A 17,236-nucleotide genomic window follows, 5' to 3' on the forward strand; every position below is an offset into this window, starting at 1 on the left:
CAGAGATGGTAATTCGATATGAGCGTTTCTTCTGTAAACCCTGCCACTAATTCTACTAACGAATACTATTTGACTCGCCAAAGCCAGATGGAATCCAATGTTCGTAGCTATCCGCGTAAACTTCCACTTGCGATAGCAAAAGCTTTAGGTTGTTGGGTTACTGATGTTGAAGGTACAGAGTACCTCGATTGTTTAGCTGGGGCAGGAACATTGGCATTAGGCCATAATCATCCTGCGGTAATTCAAAGTATCCAAGATACACTTGCAAGTGGTCTCCCATTGCATACTTTGGATTTAACAACGCCTTTAAAAGATGCTTTCACTGAAGCACTACTTGAGCAATTACCTGGTGGTAAAGAAGAGTATTGCCTACAGTTCTGTGGTCCGTCTGGTGCAGATGGTACAGAAGCAGCAATTAAATTAGCAAAAACTTACACTGGTCGTAGCTCAGTAATCAGCTTCTCAGGTGGTTACCATGGTATGACTCACGGTTCTTTAGCAATGACAGGCAACTTGTCTGCGAAGAACGCTGTGAACGGCTTAATGCCAGGTGTTCAATTTATGCCGTATCCGCATGAATACCGTTGCCCATTAGGCATTGGTGGTGAAGCGGGTGTAGACGCATTAACGTATTATTTCGAAAACTTCATTGAAGACGTAGAAAGCGGTGTAACGAAACCTGCAGCTGTAATCTTGGAAGCAATCCAAGGCGAAGGCGGTGTAGTGACTGCACCTGTAAAATGGTTAAAGAAAATCCGCGAAGTGACTGAAAAGCACAACATCGTGTTGATTCTTGATGAAGTACAAGCGGGCTTTGCACGTTCAGGTAAAATGTTTGCCTTTGAACATGCAGGTATTGAGCCAGACGTCGTTGTAATGTCTAAAGCAGTTGGTGGTAGCTTACCACTTGCAGTATTGGGTATTAAACGTAAGTTTGACGCATGGCAACCAGCAGGTCACACGGGTACATTCCGTGGAAACCAACTTGCTATGGGTACTGGTCTTGCAACAATCAAAACCATCAAAGAACAAAACTTGGCTCAAAACGCACAAGAGCGTGGCGACTTCTTACAAGCTGAAATTAAAAAATTAGCGGTAGAATTCCCATGTATCGGCAACGTACGTGGCCGTGGTTTGATGATTGGTGTTGAAATTGTTGATGAACGTCAAAAAGCAGATCACATGGGTTCTTTACCGGGTGATTCTCAATTGGCAGCAGCAATTCAAGCAGCATGTTTCAACAATAAATTGTTGTTAGAAAAAGGTGGTCGTAACGGTACTGTCATTCGTTTACTTTGCCCATTGATCATCAATCAAGCTGAATGTATTGAGGTGATCGTTCGCTTCAAGAAAGCACTTGCTGAAGCACTTGTTGCAACTCGAGGCGCGTAATAATGGTTGATTTTGCAGAACATCGTAAAGCGTTATTCTGCAATGATGCACAATCCATTGCTGACTACCAGTCAGCAATGGGCGAAGCGGTAAAAGCCGTTTCTGCATGGTTGCAAAATGACAAAATGTACACCGGCGGTAGTATTAAAGAGCTTCGTAGTGCAATTGCATTCAATCCTTCAAAAGAAGGTATGGGTGTACAAAAATCACTAGACCGTATGGTTGAGCTGTTCTTAAACAAAAGCTTAAAAGTACATCACCCACATTCTTTAGCGCATTTGCATTGCCCAACAATGGTAACAAGCCAAATCGCTGAAGTGCTCATTAACGCGACAAACCAATCTATGGACTCATGGGATCAAAGCCCTGCAGGTTCATTGATGGAAGTTCAGTTAATTGACTGGCTTCGCCAAAAAGTTGGCTATGGTGCAGGTCAAGCAGGTGTATTCACCTCTGGCGGTACGCAGTCTAACTTAATGGGCGTTTTGCTTGCACGTGATGCATGTATTGCTAAAAACTGGAAAGACGAAAACGGTAACCCGTGGTCTGTTCAGCGTGATGGCGTACCTGCGGAAGCAATGCGTAACGTAAAAGTGATCTGTTCTGAAAATGCACACTTCTCTGTGCAAAAGAACATGGCCATGATGGGTATGGGTTTCCAATCTGTTGTCACTGTTCCTGTAGATGCAAATGCACGCATGGATATAGACGCGCTTGAGAAAACCATGGCACACCTTCAAGCTGAAGGTAAAATTGTAGCATGTGTGGTTGCAACTGCGGGTACAACCGATGCAGGCGCAATTGACCCATTGAAAGAAGTGCGTGCAATCACCAACAAATATGGCGCGTGGATGCATATCGACGCAGCATGGGGCGGTGCACTGATTCTTTCAAATGACTATCGTTCAATGTTAGATGGTATTGAACTGTCTGACTCGGTAACGCTTGATTTCCATAAGCATTACTTCCAAACGATTTCATGTGGCGCATTTTTGCTTAAAGATGAAGCGAACTATCGTTTTATGCATTATGAAGCTGAGTATTTAAACTCTGCTTATGATGAAGAGCATGGCGTTCCTAACTTAGTATCTAAGTCACTACAAACAACTCGCCGTTTTGACGCGTTGAAATTGTGGATGACGGTTGAAGCGTTAGGTGAAGAGCTTTACGGTTCGATGATTGATCATGGTGTAGGTCTAACACGTGATGTTGCAGCATATATTACTGCGACTGATGGTCTAGAAATGTTAGTTGATCCTCAATTTGCATCGGTATTGTTCCGTGTAGTACCAGCAGGTTACCCAGCTGAATTGTTAGATACATTGAACCAAAACGTTGCAGACGAATTGTTTGCTCGTGGTGAAGCGAATATTGGTGTAACTAAAGTAGGTCAAGTTCAATCATTGAAAATGACGACTTTAAGCCCAGTAGCGACTTTAGACAACGTGAAGAATTTGCTTGCTCTTGTGCTAGCGGAAGCGGATCGTATCAAAGGCCCAATCGCTGAAGGTACATATACTCCTGCAATTGACTAATCATCATTTTGTAGGTGTAGAAGAAGGAGCTCATTTGAGCTCCTTTTTTTTAAATGAAAAGGCGCTTAATTTATTACATGGCCACAATTTTTCATTGAAAGATGATAGTTTACTGCGTAGGCAGATTGTTACTTTGAGGGATCAAAGTATCTAAAATCCTTCTCATGTAAAAGGTACATCCATGTGACCATTACCTTATAGTGACATCCCTGTCGCCAGTCGCGATATTCATTGATGTTTATCATTTGATGAATGAGATACCACAATATTTATAACCAATATAAGACTTGTAAAGGAGTTTCCCTCTCCTTGTAGGAGAGGGTTAGGGTGAGGTGAATGCAATACGATATTGATGTTATGCCGCAAATAATGGACTAAAACCTTTTTTACGCAATAATTTGCGGTACATGCTGGAACTGCGGTCCGCCGGGAAATGCGCTTCGATGCTTAAATCCAAAGGCAAATATTCAGGCTTTTGTGATTCAGAGACTAATCGGTCTTCCTCAAATATTTTCAGGTTAAAGTCGTAAGCATCTTCGACAGGTAAGTCCTTGTCATAATTACGGCAAATGGGAGCAAATAGACGGGTGGAGCGGGCAGTCATCGGTGAAGCCACATTCATAATCACTTGCTTGCTGTCGTTTGGAAAATGTATGGTGAGTGTTGCAGTAAAAGGCAGATGAATTTCAAAATGCCGCAGCCATTGAAAGCCATCTTGTCCACGTTGTTCTAAACCAATCGGGTAGCGCCCAACACTGCTCCAATAATCCGCATTAAACCCTGTTTCAGTCTCAAATGTTTTATAGTCAGGTACTTCTACATTTTCAGGATCACCAAAGGTATCGGGATGTACCCATGCAAAATGCGCAACATCAATAAAGCCTTCAAGCTGCCGGCCTGCAAAACATTGAAAATCGACCGTTGGGCACACCAATTGCTGAAACTCGGCTTCATCCCAATATGGCATTGCAGGGATATTCGGTGCAGTATCTTTAGCGGCAGTAAGTGAGCACCATATCAGTCCATAACGCTCAACAGCAGCATAAGTACGCAAGTTGAAACGAGGTGAAATTTTGTGCTCAGGATGTGCAGGGATGCGATTGCAATGACCATGTTCACCAAAGCGTAAACCATGATAGCGGCAGACAACGCCTAGACCATCATTTTTACCTAAACTTAGGGGTACGCCGCGGTGTGGGCAGGCATCTTTAGCGACAATCAGTTCTTCTCCCATTTTATAGATGACGAGCGGCATATCTAAAAGCATGGTGCCATAAGGTTGTTCTGTAATGTCTCGAGCGAGTGCAATGGGATACCAATATTCTGCAAGTAAGTGCCAGTCATGTTTTTCAAAAGTCATATGCACAGGCAAGTCTGGATTAAATGTCGCAATGGCTTTACTGGTCATTTTAGGCTCTGTTTTTATGTAAAGTTGCATATTGAGCTAACTAAAAATGTAATGAAATTTCAATTATTGGAATAACATGGAATAAAAAATCGAACATGCAAATGTGCATCATTCAGAAAAAGAGGAGAATTTGAAAAAAGAAAATAAGACAAAATATGACAGTGACATGAATTCTTACGAATATCAAAGTAGAAATAAATAAGACCAATACTTTGATAAATTTCATTACGTATTGAAAAATAAAGAATTATATTTAAATCAATGAGCAATCATCAATTATCATAAAAGCGTCATAAAGATGTAACCTAACTGTCATACTCTAAAATCAAAATGCAGATATCGAAAAAGTACAAGACTTTAAAAATAAAAGTGGCGTACTCCAATAAATGCATCAATTAAGAGAGATGAGAATGCGCTTAAATCATATCGCACTTGCTATGGTACTCACTACTGGGGCAACAGTCGCTACAACTGCAAATGCAGCTCGTGACACGATCCAAATTGCTGGTTCTTCAACTGTACTGCCTTATGCAAGTATTGTTGCAGAAGAGTTTGGTAATACATTCCCACAATTTAAAGCACCTGTCGTAGGTTCAGGCGGTACTTCAGGTGGTTTGAAACAATTTTGTAATGGTGTAGGCGATAACACAATTGATGTTGCAAACGCATCTCGTAAAATTAAAGGTACTGAATTGGCTGCATGTAAAAAAGCAGGCGTTAACCAAATCTTAGAAATTAAAGTTGGATATGACGGTATCGTATTTGCTTCAAATGCGAAAAAAGCGGCATTCAAACTTCGCCCACAGCACGTATTTGCTGCACTTGCTGCTGAATTACCTTCAAAAGGTAAATTGGTTCCAAACCCATACACACGTTGGAATCAAATCGACCCAACTTTACCAAACGAAGCAATCACTTTAGTTATTCCTGCATCAAACCATGGTACACGTGAAGTGTTCCAAGAAAAAATGGTCGATGCTGGCTGTGAAACTTATGAAGCTTTCGCAAAATTAGATAAAGATGCTCAGAAAAAAGCATGTTCAACATTCCGTAAAGATGGTCGTGTGATTGAAATCGCAGGCGACTATACAGAGACATTGGCACGCTTAAAAACTTCACCTAACGCTGTAGGTGTATTCGGTCTAGGTTTCTATGACCAAAACCGTGACAAGTTACGTGTAGCAACAGTGAATAATGTAGCGCCGTCTGAGAAGACAATTTTAAATGGTTCATACCCAGTATCTCGTCCATTGTTCTTCTATGTAAAGGGTGAGCACTTAAAATCAATTAAAGGCTTAAAAGAGTTCACAGAATTCTTCCTAAGTAAAAAAGTATCAGGTAAAGGTTCTAAGCTAGAAAAAGCAGGCTTAATTTCAATGTCTGATAAAGAGCGCGCTGCAGTTCTTGCAAACTTTAAAGCTGGTAAAGCAGTTAAATAATTGGATTGAAACAGCCAATGGCAGGATTGACCTGCCATTGGCTTTTTGCAAAGAAACAGTTTTTTCAAGAAGGGCTTTTGAAAAAACAGTGGGGATTACATGAATCTGCTACTTATTGGTGTGTTGCTCGCAATTATTGCAATCGCTTATCAAGTTGGACTGACCAAAAGTCGCAAACTTGCAGGTAAAGGCAATAACTCAGCAATGTTGCATTCACGACCGGGCTATTATGGTGTTTTGGTCGCTTTATGGTGTGGGATTCCCGCTTTTTTAATCTTGATTGTTTGGAACTTGGTTGAACCGAGTATTTTTCAACACGTTATTTTAAATAATGTCCCTGAAAATATTCGTTTAAGTTTAGATCCTGCAAGCACGAGCGTAATGGTTGACCGCGTTCAAGCGATTGCTTCTGGTTTTGGAGTAAGTGATACGCCAGCTGCATATGAACTTGCAGCAGCAGAACAGTTAAAGAAAATTGAAAGTATCGGCTCATATGCAAAATTGGCCGTTGTGATTTGTGCGGCATTGATTGGTTTAGTCATGGCTAAACGCCGCATCGCAGAAAAATATCGTGCACGTAACCAAGTCGAAAAAGTCATTAATATCGCATTGGCACTGTGTTCGGGTGTCGCAATCCTGACAACAGTTGGCATTGTGATGTCGATGTTCAGTGAAGCCATGCGTTTCTTTAGTTTTGTCAGTCCACTAGATTTCTTCTTAGGCACTGAATGGAACCCCGGTTTTAGTACATCAGGGAATGCTGAAGGTAGTTATGGTTTGCTGCCACTCCTTTGGGGCACACTCATGGTTAGTGGAATTGCGCTATTGGTTGCTGTTCCAGTTGGTCTGATGATTGCGATTTACTTGGCTGAATATGCCAAGCCAAGTTTCCGTGCTTGGGCAAAACCGGCCATTGAAGTTCTCGCAGGTATTCCAACGATTGTTTACGGTGTATTTGCCTTAATGATTATTGGACCTTTTGCAAAACAGCTCGGCGCGTATATTGGACTCGATATTAATGCAACCAGTGCTTTAACAGCAGGCTTTGTGATGGGGATTATGATTATCCCATTCGTTTCATCATTATCTGACGACATCATTACTCAAGTGCCTCGCGCGCTTCGTGATGGTTCACTTGGTTTGGGTGCTACAAAATCAGAAACCATTCGCCAAGTGGTGATTCCAGCAGCATTGCCGGGCATCATCGGTGCATTCTTATTGGCAGCATCTCGTGCAATTGGTGAAACCATGATTGTGGTGCTTGCAGCAGGGAACAGTCCTTTACTGCATATCAACCCACTCGAAGCGGTGTCTACCGTCACTATTACCATCGTAAACCAATTAACAGGTGATACAGACTTTGCGAGTCCTCAAGCATTAGTTGCTTTTGCACTCGGTTTAACACTGTTTGTGATTACCTTAGGGCTGAATATTGTTGCACTGTACATTGTGCGTAAATACCGTGAGCAATACGAATGAGTACTACGAATACATCAAACATGGATCAAAAATTTGATTCACATGCAGCCGCTGAGCTTCGTGAAAAACGTAAGAAAATCATTGAAAACTCATTGGCGAAAAGACACCGTAAAGAAAATACCTTCCGTGTCTTGGGCTTTAGTGCAGTAGTGACTGGCTTATTGTTCGTCGTGCTATTGTTTGGTAGTATTTTAGCCAAAGGTTTACCTGCATTTTGGCAAAGCTCAATGACGGTACCTGTGTTTTTTGATCCAAACATTGTCAAAGTTGGTGCGAAACCAATTCAAAAAGAAGGTGAATCACCTGCACAGTTCCAAGAGCGTTACATTGCTTGGCAAACTGAAATGGGCATGGTGGATTGGGATGCGCTCATCGTAAATGGCATCATAGCAAAAGATCCAGCGATTGCCTCACAACGTGATGATCTCAACAGTTTATATACAAGTTCAGAAGCTTATCGCTTACGTGACATGGTAATGGCAGATCCGTCATTGATTGGTCAAAAACAAGATTTTAAAATCCTTGCAGATGCTAATGTCGATGTCTGGTTGGCTGGTAATATTGACCGCAGCTTGCCTGATGAACAGCAACAATTGAGCCCAGAAGTACGCCAACTTGCAGATAAACTTAAAGCTGATGGTGTTATTACTAACTCATTTAATACTGAAATATTTAAGAATCCAGACTCTCGTAGCTCACCTGCAACTTCAGGTTTAGCTGGGGCGTTTATGGGGTCGTTATTTATGATGCTGATCGTGATCATTATTTCAATTCCAATCGGTGTAGCATCCGCAATTTACTTAGAAGAATTTGCACCTAAAAACTGGATTACCGATGTTGTCGAAGTCAACATTAACAACTTAGCAGCGGTTCCTTCGATTGTCTTTGGTTTGCTTGGTGCAGCGATCTTTATTGGTTGGATGCATATGCCGCTTTCGGCTCCTGTGGTTGGTGGTTTAGTCTTAAGTTTGATGACTTTGCCAACGGTCATTATTACCACACGTGCTTCACTAAAAGCTGTTCCTCCATCGATCCGTCAAGCCGCTTTAGGTTTGGGTGCATCACGTTTACAAACTGTATTTCACCACGTCTTGCCACTGGCATTACCAGGTATCTTAACCGGTGCCATTATTGGTGTTGCGCAAGCCCTAGGAGAAACTGCTCCATTATTATTGATTGGTATGAGTGCCTTTGTGGCAAGTGTACCAGCCACTCCTTTAGATCAATCCACTGCATTACCTGTACAAATTTTCCTTTGGCAAGGTAATGAGCTACGTAACTTCTTTGAAGGACGTACCGCAGCAGCAATCATTGTACTTCTTGCTCTCATGATCGGCTTAAACAGTTTAGCCATCTGGTTACGTAAGAAATTTGAAGTACGCTGGTAATTGAGGGCATTATATGAATAGCGTCATTACAACTGAAAAGAATTCCTTAGATCAGGATAAGTCTGTGAATCCAGAACAAACACAATTTACCTCTGCTCAGGGCAGCCAAAAACAAACCAATACTGCGTTTGTGTCACAATTCGATACGCAATCTAGCGCGAAAAAAGATGCGAAATCGAGCAATGTGAAAATCAGTACCAATGATGTGCATGTGTACTATGGTGAATCTGAAGCGATCAAAGGCATAGATCTGAACATTTATGAAAATGAAGTGATTGCCTTTATTGGTCCGTCTGGTTGTGGTAAGTCAACTTTCCTACGTACGCTCAACCGTATGAATGACACGATTGATTCTTGTCGTGTGACAGGGCAAGTGCTTATGGATAATCAAGATATCTATGATCCAAATCTCGATGTGGTGTTACTGCGTGCCCAAGTGGGTATGGTTTTCCAAAAGCCGAACCCATTCCCAAAGTCTATTTTTGACAATGTCGCTTATGGTCCAAAATTGCATGGTTTGGCACGTGACAAATACGACATGGAAGAAATTGTTGAAAATAGTCTGCGTAAAGCAGGCCTTTGGGATGAAGTGAAAGACCGTTTGAACCAACCGGGTACAGGACTTTCAGGTGGTCAGCAGCAACGTCTATGTATTGCGCGAACCATTGCTGTCAGTCCTGAAGTGATTTTAATGGATGAACCTTGTTCAGCACTCGATCCAATTGCAACAGCAAAAGTAGAAGAGCTCATCACTGAACTTTCAGCGCAATATACCATTGCGATTGTGACACACTCGATGCAACAAGCAGCGCGTGTTTCTGACCGTACCGCATATTTCCATTTGGGTGATTTAATTGAAGTGAATTCCACTGAAAAAGTCTTTACCCAACCGGATCATCAGCTTACAGAAGCCTATATTACCGGTCGTTTTGGTTAATCTAGACTGTTTGAAAATAGAGCCGAAAGGCTCTTTTTTTATGAAGTCAATAATTAGGTAGAAAAGGATTGATAGAAATAAAAAGCTCAATTTGACTCAATGAGAATTATTTTCAAAAAATAGATTGAATTTTTGTGATGTAACCCACATGTTATACAACATAAATATGAATTAAATGAGTTTCAATTTTATGCTATTTCATAATCCCAAGTTGCCTGCGGAAATTCGTGTAAGCCACTTAAATGCACGTATCAATGAACAACGAAAAAAAATTGCGCAAACGACTGCATCTAAACTTGAGCTGCTGCAACTAAGCCAACAATTATCAAAAGAAGCGCGCGCACGTAAAAAGAATAACCAAAAAATTTATGTAATCGATTTTAATGGTGATACCGCTGCATCTGCGGTAACGAGTCTACGTGAAGAAATTACCCTGATCTTAGCGACAGCAAAAGCAGGACGTGACCGCGTGGTTTTACGTTTAGAAAGTCCAGGCGGGATGGTGCATGGCTATGGTCTGGCCGCTGCACAATTGGTACGTTTACGTGATGCTGGATTTAACTTAACCATTTGCGTGGATAAAGTTGCTGCAAGCGGTGGCTATATGATGGCCTGCATTGCAAATGAGATCGTTTCAGCACCATTTGCCGTGGTGGGTTCGATTGGTGTGGTTGCACAAGTGCCGAACTTTAACCGTTTATTGAAAGAAAAACATATCGATTTTGAACTGTATACCGCGGGTCAGTTCAAACGTACCGTAACTATGTTTGGTGAAAATACTGCTGAAGGTAAAGCCAAATTTGAAGAAGAGTTACAGCAAACCCATAACTTGTTTAAACACTTTGTTGAAAAATACCGTCCTCAGCTCAATGTCGATAAAGTTGCCACAGGTGAGCATTGGTATGGTCAAGATGCAATGGATCTCAATTTGGTCGATAAACTCCAAACGTCAGATGAATATCTATTAAGTCTTATGCCACAACATGATGTATATATGATTGAAACCCGCAAAAAACCAACACTGGGTGAGAAGTTAGGCTTACAAGCAGCACAAATTGCGGATTCATTGGTTCCTGCTGTCATGTCAAAAGTGATGGAATCATTGAGCAAAGCTAATGCAAATATCGTTCAATTAAAAGATCTAAAATTTTAAAATCTTTATGCTTATAAAGTATTTAAAGCTCACTTCGGTGAGCTTTTTTTATGCTAAACGATGCTGTTGTGATAGATTGCGTTGCGTACATAGATATTGATGATAATGATGTCTAATTTTCTGTTTATTTTAGGTGGTGTCATTTGCCTAATGGTTTGGCCTTGGCTATATTTGCTGCATTTTCAAAGTGTGAAAAAATCTGTGCTGAAACAGTATGCTGCGCTGTTTGGCCCAGCAGCAACACTGTTGGCAGGCTATATTTATTGTTCATCATTACAGGTAGATGTTCGCTCTGAAGCCTGCGGCACTGTTGTGGCCTATCAGAGTTATATGAGTAGCGGAAATATAAATAAAAGACAGCCTTTTGAGCGGGTTGAAATTTTAGTGAATCATACAAAATATACACGGCATTTTCGTATAGATGATGATCTACAAAAAATGCCAGCGGGAGCAAAAGCGTGCTTTCAGTATTATGACCGAAAATTGAATCCGCAAATGTCAGATTCAATCTTAATTCAATGGACTGCTTAAATATTTAACTGATGTTACGCAGTAACACCAGAAGTGCAATTTGATTCAAATAAAACAACGATACGCGGTAACGTCATCCGCAAGTGTTTGAGACAGGGCTGCTTCTAATCAAAAATGTTTTTGCGATACTTTGAATACGTAGACGCGAGCGAACGAGTTTTGCGGTGAGGAGCATTGCTTCGCAAGATGGTTTCCTTGCGAAGCTTCGCTTCTCATTTTGCCGAATGAGAAACATCGTTTCGTAAAAGTACCTCCAGCCGAAGGCTAATCCCGTTATTCAATTCCTAGATGTAAGACTCCGTCGAATAGACTTAAAAATCATTTTTAAAATGAGAAATTACTTCTAGGTGCGTAACATCAGTATTTAAGATAAAAAATATTCAGGCTTTTGTTTAGCGTTATTCAACAAATTTGATGTCATTAAACAAATACCACCAGTGATCATCGCACCAAGTGTTGCGAGCAGCATATCTTTATGCGCATCCCAAATATCACCTTGTTGCCCATTATAATTTTCAGCTTCTTCTGGTGATAAGCCAATGGCAATCAGCCATTCGATCCATTCATAAAATAAACTGGTCGCCATGACGAATTGTACGACCAATAAAAAGAGTGTTCCGGCTTTTAATTGTGGTAGCCAGATTTGAAATATGCGATAAAAGAACGGATAGAGCAGCAATCCATAGGCAAGGTGTACAAGCCGATCATACATATTCCGAGACCATCCCATGCTTTGGTCAAGGTTGAAACCGAAGAGAGCTTGTGTCCATTCAGAATAAGGCACATAAGAATATAAATAATGGGCACCGATGACATGAATCAGTAAAAAGCCAAGATACAGGCAAACAGTTGCGAAACTTAGCCCTATTTTATAGAGGAAAACGAGCAGCACGATCAGCATAAACGCTGTGCCAATTTGATGGAGTATATACGCTTCCATTTCTAAAGGTTGGATACTGGCGATCGCAATAGCAAGAGTTAATAACGCAAAAGCTAAGATGTGCTTAAGTTTTAATTTGAAATCAATCATGAAAAGGCAAAGCTCAAATTTTTTATCGGTGTGCAATGTTTATAATTCGCGGCAAGTATAGCCATAATGCGATGAAAGGTGTTAGTTCGCCGGCGTTAGAATTTGTGCATTATTTTTTCAAATGTCATCAGCTAGCAACTAGGGATAAGTATTTTCAAAAAGATTGTATTAAACTCAGATGTATATCGAAGTTTATGTATTTGGAAGTAACTATGGCCGTTGTTGAGGCATTTATTGCGACTCAAAATTGTTATTTTAACTATGAGTTTGAAGAACTTAATTTAACAGATGATTTTCCAGAAGAGCTCTCTGTATCTTTGCGGGGCATGATGTTTCGCCATGAAATTCAGTATCCCAATGCCACATATTATATTTATTACTCAGATGTTTTAACGGGTTGTGAATTACAGCGAATGAAAGATGATTGGGCGAAATATTGCCCTGCAGAATAAAATTGCGTCTAAATTTTCTATCTCCTTATAGGAGATGAGAATCCTCAGAATATATTCTGAGTTCGCAAGGGAGAGTTGGATAGTCTCATCTCCTTGCGGAGCATGCTCCTCATCTCAAAGAGAGCAGAAGTATTATAAATAAAAAACGAGGCATGAAGCCTCGTTTTTTTTGATCTATCTAAAATTAGATTTTAGAAATAAGATCTTTAATGTTTGCTGCTTGAGTTGATGCATTACCTGTATATGTTGCAGGTGTCATTTCTGCAAGACGCGCACGGTCAGCAGCTGGAACAGCTTCTAATTCGTTACCATTTACGAAATCAACCATCATTTCGCGAGTCATTGCTTGACCACGAGTTAGGGCTTTAAGTTTTTCGTAAGGTTTTTCAACTGCATAACGACGCATAACAGTTTGAATCGGTTCTGCAAGTACTTCTTGCGCATGGTCAAGGTCTTCAAGAATACGTTGAGCATTCAATTCAAGTTTACCAATACCTTTAGAGCAAGCTTCAAAAGCGATCAAGCTTTGTGCAAAACCAACACCCATGTTACGAAGCACAGTTGAGTCAGTTAAGTCACGCTGCCAACGAGATACAGGAAGTTTTTCACCAAGGTGAGCCAATACCGCATTCGCAATACCCAAGTTACCTTCAGAGTTTTCGAAGTCAATTGGGTTAACTTTATGTGGCATTGTTGAAGAACCAACTTCGCCTTCTTTCAAACGTTGTTTGAAGAAACCAAGTGAGATGTAGCCCCAAACGTCACGGTTAAAGTCGATTAAGATTGTGTTGAAACGACGTAGCGCATCAAAAAGTTCCGCCATGTAGTCATGTGGTTCGATTTGAGTGGTGTACGGGTTAAATTCTAAACCTAATGATTCAACAAATGCTTGTGAATGCGCAGGCCAGTTAATTTCAGGGTAAGCAGAGTAGTGCGCGTTGTAGTTACCTACTGCACCATTGATTTTACCAAGTAATTCAACTTGTTTGAATTGTTTGATTTGACGTGCAAGGCGGTAAGCCACGTTCGCCATTTCTTTACCCAAAGTTGTTGGGCTTGCAGTTTGACCATGTGTACGAGACAACATTGGTTGTTCAGCGTGTTGTTCAGCCAAAGCAACGATTGAATCGATGATTTGCTGCATTGCTGCAACTAAAACTTCACGGCCATTTTTAAGCATTAAAGCATGAGACAAGTTGTTGATGTCTTCAGATGTACATGCAAAGTGAATGAATTCTCCAGCATTTTTAAGCTCATCGATATGTGCGATTTGCTCTTTTAAGAAGTACTCAACTGCTTTTACGTCATGGTTTGTTGTACGTTCAATTTCTTTAATGCGGTTTGCATTGTCTTCAGAGAAGTTCGCAACAATTGCATCAAGCGCAGCGTTAGTTTCAGCACTGAACGCTGGAACTTCAGTGATTTCAGGACGGTTTGCAAGCGCTTGTAACCAACGCACTTCAACAGTCACACGAGCATGGATTAAACCAAACTCAGAGAGGAAGGGACGTAGAGCATCACATTTGCTTGCGTAACGTCCATCTAATGGAGAAAGTGCGGTTAAAGCGTTCATAGCGATTCCTTAAATTTTGGAATTAAACGTAAAACAAAAAGCCCGTACTGCATCAGTTAAACCACCTGATACTGTAAACGGGCAAGATCTTGAATATCTTGTAGTAGCTTGCGCTTACTGAAAATCATACCCCATGAGCTACCACCGAGCTGACGCCATAAATGTGCCATTTGTAAGCCGGTAAATAAGGTGGCGCGAATGCGATTGGTATGAGAAGTGTCTTTAAATGCTTCGGCATTACCACGAACCATAATACGTGGATTAATTTGGCCTGCAGTTTCAATATAGGTTTGCGCTAAATTGGCAATGATACTTGGATGTAAATAATTATTATCAAAAAAGGAAAGCTGTCTTAGAATTTTTTGTTGGGATTGTTCGATGATTTCGACAAATTTAGGATTGCTATAGACTTTCTTTTCTAACTGCAATAACGCCATCGCATACGTCATGGGTAGCTTAGTATTGGCAAGTTTAGGAAGTCTAGATTTGGGAGATGTATTGAAGGGTTGAGTAATGCTACTTTCTAAGGTTTTTAATCCCAGCGAAATATCCGCCAAGCCACTAAAAAAATCAAGCGTCTGACTAGACTGATTCGACTTAGGACGGATATTTAAACTGGCTTTAATGAGATGTTCAAAATAAAAGTTACCGCTTTCCCCGATACTCTGTTGCCCAGTCAATGCAGTCATGTGGGTCAGCTGTGTCGCTTGAAAAACAGCAGCTAACGCCAATGCACGATTTTGGCGAGTATTCAGAGTCTGAGGCTGTTGAAACGGTAACTCTGTCATCCGAAACAATCCTTATTCAATAAAATCCGGTTTAGGCGCATTGGTATGATGAATCACACCACCCCCTAAACAAACTTCACCGGTGTAGAACACCACACTTTGACCCGGTGTAACAGCACGTTGTGGCTCATCGAATTCGACACGCACACCATTTGGCGCTGTTGGGTCTTTAAATATTGTACAGTCTTGGTCAGGCTGACGATAACGAGTTTTCGCTGTGCAGCGGAAGCCTGATTCAGGAATCTCTTGTTCACCAGCCACCCAATCAATCGCTTCAGACCATAAAATGGTGCTTTGCATGAGTGGATGTTCATGACCTTGACCAACGACTAGGCGATTACCTTCGATATCTTTATGTAGTACAAACCAAGCGCCTTCTTCAGCACCTTTTAGACCACCAAGACCGATGCCACCACGTTGGCCGAGCGTATAGTACATTAAGCCGTGATGTTCACCAACCTCTTTACCCGTGTCTAGGACGATTTTTCCGGGTTGAGCAGGTAAATATTGCTTTAAGAAGTCATTAAATCGACGTTCGCCAATAAAGCAAATTCCTGTTGAATCTTTTTTCTTCGCGGTGATTAGACCTAATTCTTCAGCGATTTTACGCACTTGTGGTTTTTCAATTTCACCCACAGGGAACAAAGTTTTGTTAATTTCACGACCATGCACTGCATGTAGGAAATAGGTTTGGTCTTTGTTGTTGTCTAGACCACGCAGTAGAGGGGCATACTCTTCACCACGTGAATTTTTTAGCGTTTCACCACGGCGGCAATAGTGGCCTGTCGCAATAAAGTCAGCACCTAAGTTCACAGCATGGTCGAGAAATGCACGGAATTTAATTTCTTTATTGCAGAGAATATCTGGGTTTGGTGTACGACCTGCGGCATATTCTTCTAAGAAATGCTCAAAGACACGGTCCCAATATTCCATCGCAAAGTTTGCGGTATGAAGTTTGATTCCAATTTTGTCACAAACGGCTTGAGCATCGGCAAGATCTTCCATTGCCGTACAGTATTCCGTGCCGTCATCTTCTTCCCAGTTTTTCATGAAAAGACCTTCAACTTGATAACCTTGTTGAAGTAAAAGTGCTGCAGATACAGAAGAATCTACACCACCAGACATACCGACGATGACACGTTGTTGCATAGGATTAAGCATCCAAATTTGAAATTAAGGGAGAATTTTGGTGCTCGTAAATGAGCGATAAAGGAAATTTTTGACCTGAAAGAGCATCTTGTACAGCTTTGATGACTAATGGACTGCGCGCACGGGCAGACTCAATGAGTTCATCAAGCGTCATCCATACTGCACCGACAATACCTGTGTCTAACTGTGCATCGGAATGGTACTGAATGTCCTTAGCTAAGAAACAGAAACGGAAATAAGTACGATCAGGGAACATCGGAGGAGTATAAGTATACATGCCTAGGAGGTTCGTGATTTCTACATCATGACCTGTTTCTTCCATGGTTTCTCGAATGGCGGCTTCAATAATGGTTTCGCCAGCTTCAACATGACCTGCAGGTTGATTAAATACAGTATGGGTCACACCTTCTGTATGTTCTTCAACAAATAGGAATTTTCCGTCTTTTTCAACGACTGTAGCAACAGTGACATGAGCAGTCCAAGCGGTCATAGAAAAGCACCATGGGGTAAAAACGCTATTCTACAAAATTTAGGGAGCGGTGGCTATGATTGATTTTTTTCTTAATTTCCTTGAGATGCGTTTCAATATTGAAGTAAGAAGAACGTGGAGGAATCTTGTAAGATAAATCTATTGTACATATCTTCACACTGAAAAATATTTTGAGAATTAGATGAAAATACTAAGTTTATTTATATTTGTTATGTTAATGGTTAGTTGTACGGCAAAAAGCGGTGCTGATGAAAATTTGTTGCTTGTAGATGATGCAATTCTCGACGTTAAACAAACGCTGCCAAAGAAAAATAATGCATATACAGTTTGGAAAGATATATACAGAGATGGTGCAACTATTAAATTAATAGACTTCCTTCATAAATCATTTTTCAATCAATTTAATTGTTTATCTTTCACCCAATCTAAATTGTATATGCCAGCAAGTAAATTAAACCGCAGGTTTAATCGTTTACGACGATTTCTATATAC

Annotated in this window: 15 protein-coding genes and 1 pseudogene; 10 read left to right on the top strand and 6 right to left on the bottom strand. The window is 40.9% G+C overall.

Annotation, left to right across the window (positions count from 1 at the left end; all coding sequences use genetic code 11):
- Window positions 1-18 precede the first annotated feature (18 nt).
- Both FTT85_RS09215 and FTT85_RS09220 read left to right on the top strand, forming a co-directional pair.
- Window positions 19-1,392 carry a diaminobutyrate--2-oxoglutarate transaminase gene (locus FTT85_RS09215; protein ID WP_180026310.1) on the top strand — a complete coding sequence of 458 codons (1,374 nt, stop codon included), beginning with the start codon at window positions 19-21 and terminating at the stop codon, window positions 1,390-1,392.
- 2 nt (window positions 1,393-1,394) lie between these two features.
- Window positions 1,395-2,927, top strand: a complete 1,533-nt coding sequence (locus tag FTT85_RS09220; RefSeq protein ID WP_180183393.1) for an aspartate aminotransferase family protein — start codon at window positions 1,395-1,397, stop codon at window positions 2,925-2,927.
- A gap of 355 nt (window positions 2,928-3,282) precedes the next feature.
- Here the strand turns inward: FTT85_RS09220 and FTT85_RS09225 are convergent, their stop codons facing one another.
- A complete protein-coding gene (locus tag FTT85_RS09225; protein WP_180116775.1) occupies window positions 3,283-4,335 on the bottom strand; it encodes a Rieske 2Fe-2S domain-containing protein in 1,053 nt (350 codons plus the stop codon).
- Window positions 4,336-4,745: 410 nt separating this feature from the next.
- Here FTT85_RS09225 and FTT85_RS09230 point away from each other — a divergent pair, with 410 nt between their 5' ends.
- The 6 genes from FTT85_RS09230 (at window position 4,746) to FTT85_RS09255 (ending at window position 11,262) form a co-directional block, all read left to right on the top strand.
- Window positions 4,746-5,774, top strand: a complete 1,029-nt coding sequence (locus tag FTT85_RS09230) for a substrate-binding domain-containing protein (protein ID WP_168379199.1) — start codon at window positions 4,746-4,748, stop codon at window positions 5,772-5,774.
- Between the two features lie 99 nt (window positions 5,775-5,873).
- Window positions 5,874-7,253: a phosphate ABC transporter permease subunit PstC gene (gene pstC, locus FTT85_RS09235; protein ID WP_180023450.1), complete on the top strand. Its 1,380-nt coding sequence runs from the start codon at window positions 5,874-5,876 to the stop codon at window positions 7,251-7,253.
- The gene (gene pstA, locus FTT85_RS09240; protein ID WP_180114572.1) at window positions 7,250-8,641 is read left to right on the top strand and encodes a phosphate ABC transporter permease PstA; all 1,392 of its coding nucleotides are present in this window, start codon (window positions 7,250-7,252) and stop codon (window positions 8,639-8,641) included. The genes pstC and pstA overlap by 4 nt, the downstream gene beginning before the upstream one ends.
- 13 nt (window positions 8,642-8,654) lie before the next feature.
- A complete protein-coding gene (pstB, locus tag FTT85_RS09245) occupies window positions 8,655-9,578 on the top strand; it encodes a phosphate ABC transporter ATP-binding protein PstB (RefSeq protein ID WP_218955460.1) in 924 nt (307 codons plus the stop codon).
- Between the two features lie 190 nt (window positions 9,579-9,768).
- Window positions 9,769-10,731 carry a protease SohB gene (sohB, locus tag FTT85_RS09250; RefSeq protein WP_180009607.1) on the top strand — a complete coding sequence of 321 codons (963 nt, stop codon included), beginning with the start codon at window positions 9,769-9,771 and terminating at the stop codon, window positions 10,729-10,731.
- 108 nt (window positions 10,732-10,839) lie between these two features.
- Window positions 10,840-11,262 (top strand): hypothetical protein, encoded by a 423-nt coding sequence (locus FTT85_RS09255; protein ID WP_168379213.1) that lies wholly within the window; start codon window positions 10,840-10,842, stop codon window positions 11,260-11,262.
- A gap of 364 nt (window positions 11,263-11,626) precedes the next feature.
- On the opposite strand, the gene FTT85_RS09260 is transcribed toward FTT85_RS09255, so the two are convergent.
- Window positions 11,627-12,292, bottom strand: a complete 666-nt coding sequence (locus tag FTT85_RS09260; RefSeq protein WP_180004911.1) for a DUF2238 domain-containing protein — start codon at window positions 12,290-12,292, stop codon at window positions 11,627-11,629.
- 212 nt (window positions 12,293-12,504) lie between these two features.
- On the opposite strand from FTT85_RS09260, the gene FTT85_RS09265 reads away from it, so the two are divergent.
- Window positions 12,505-12,744: a hypothetical protein gene (locus tag FTT85_RS09265; RefSeq protein ID WP_180004910.1), complete on the top strand. Its 240-nt coding sequence runs from the start codon at window positions 12,505-12,507 to the stop codon at window positions 12,742-12,744.
- A gap of 184 nt (window positions 12,745-12,928) precedes the next feature.
- On the opposite strand, the gene purB is transcribed toward FTT85_RS09265, so the two are convergent.
- The 4 genes from purB to FTT85_RS09285 are packed head-to-tail and all read right to left on the bottom strand — an operon-like array spanning window position 12,929 to window position 16,744.
- Window positions 12,929-14,317: an adenylosuccinate lyase gene (purB, locus tag FTT85_RS09270; RefSeq protein ID WP_168379206.1), complete on the bottom strand. Its 1,389-nt coding sequence runs from the start codon at window positions 14,315-14,317 to the stop codon at window positions 12,929-12,931.
- 56 nt (window positions 14,318-14,373) lie between these two features.
- Window positions 14,374-15,105 (bottom strand): high frequency lysogenization protein HflD, encoded by a 732-nt coding sequence (gene hflD, locus FTT85_RS09275; RefSeq protein WP_078190181.1) that lies wholly within the window; start codon window positions 15,103-15,105, stop codon window positions 14,374-14,376.
- Window positions 15,106-15,117: 12 nt separating this feature from the next.
- Window positions 15,118-16,254: a tRNA 2-thiouridine(34) synthase MnmA gene (gene mnmA / locus FTT85_RS09280; protein ID WP_168379207.1), complete on the bottom strand. Its 1,137-nt coding sequence runs from the start codon at window positions 16,252-16,254 to the stop codon at window positions 15,118-15,120.
- 4 nt (window positions 16,255-16,258) lie between these two features.
- The gene (locus FTT85_RS09285; protein ID WP_180010414.1) at window positions 16,259-16,744 is read right to left on the bottom strand and encodes an NUDIX hydrolase; all 486 of its coding nucleotides are present in this window, start codon (window positions 16,742-16,744) and stop codon (window positions 16,259-16,261) included.
- A 181-nt stretch (window positions 16,745-16,925) separates the two neighbouring features.
- Between FTT85_RS09285 and FTT85_RS18715 the strand changes: the two are divergent.
- Window positions 16,926-17,236: pseudogene (locus tag FTT85_RS18715) on the top strand (hypothetical protein); the annotation flags it as partial.

Source organism: Acinetobacter sp. YH01020 (assembly GCF_013420275.1).
Lineage (GTDB): Bacteria > Pseudomonadota > Gammaproteobacteria > Pseudomonadales > Moraxellaceae > Acinetobacter > Acinetobacter amyesii.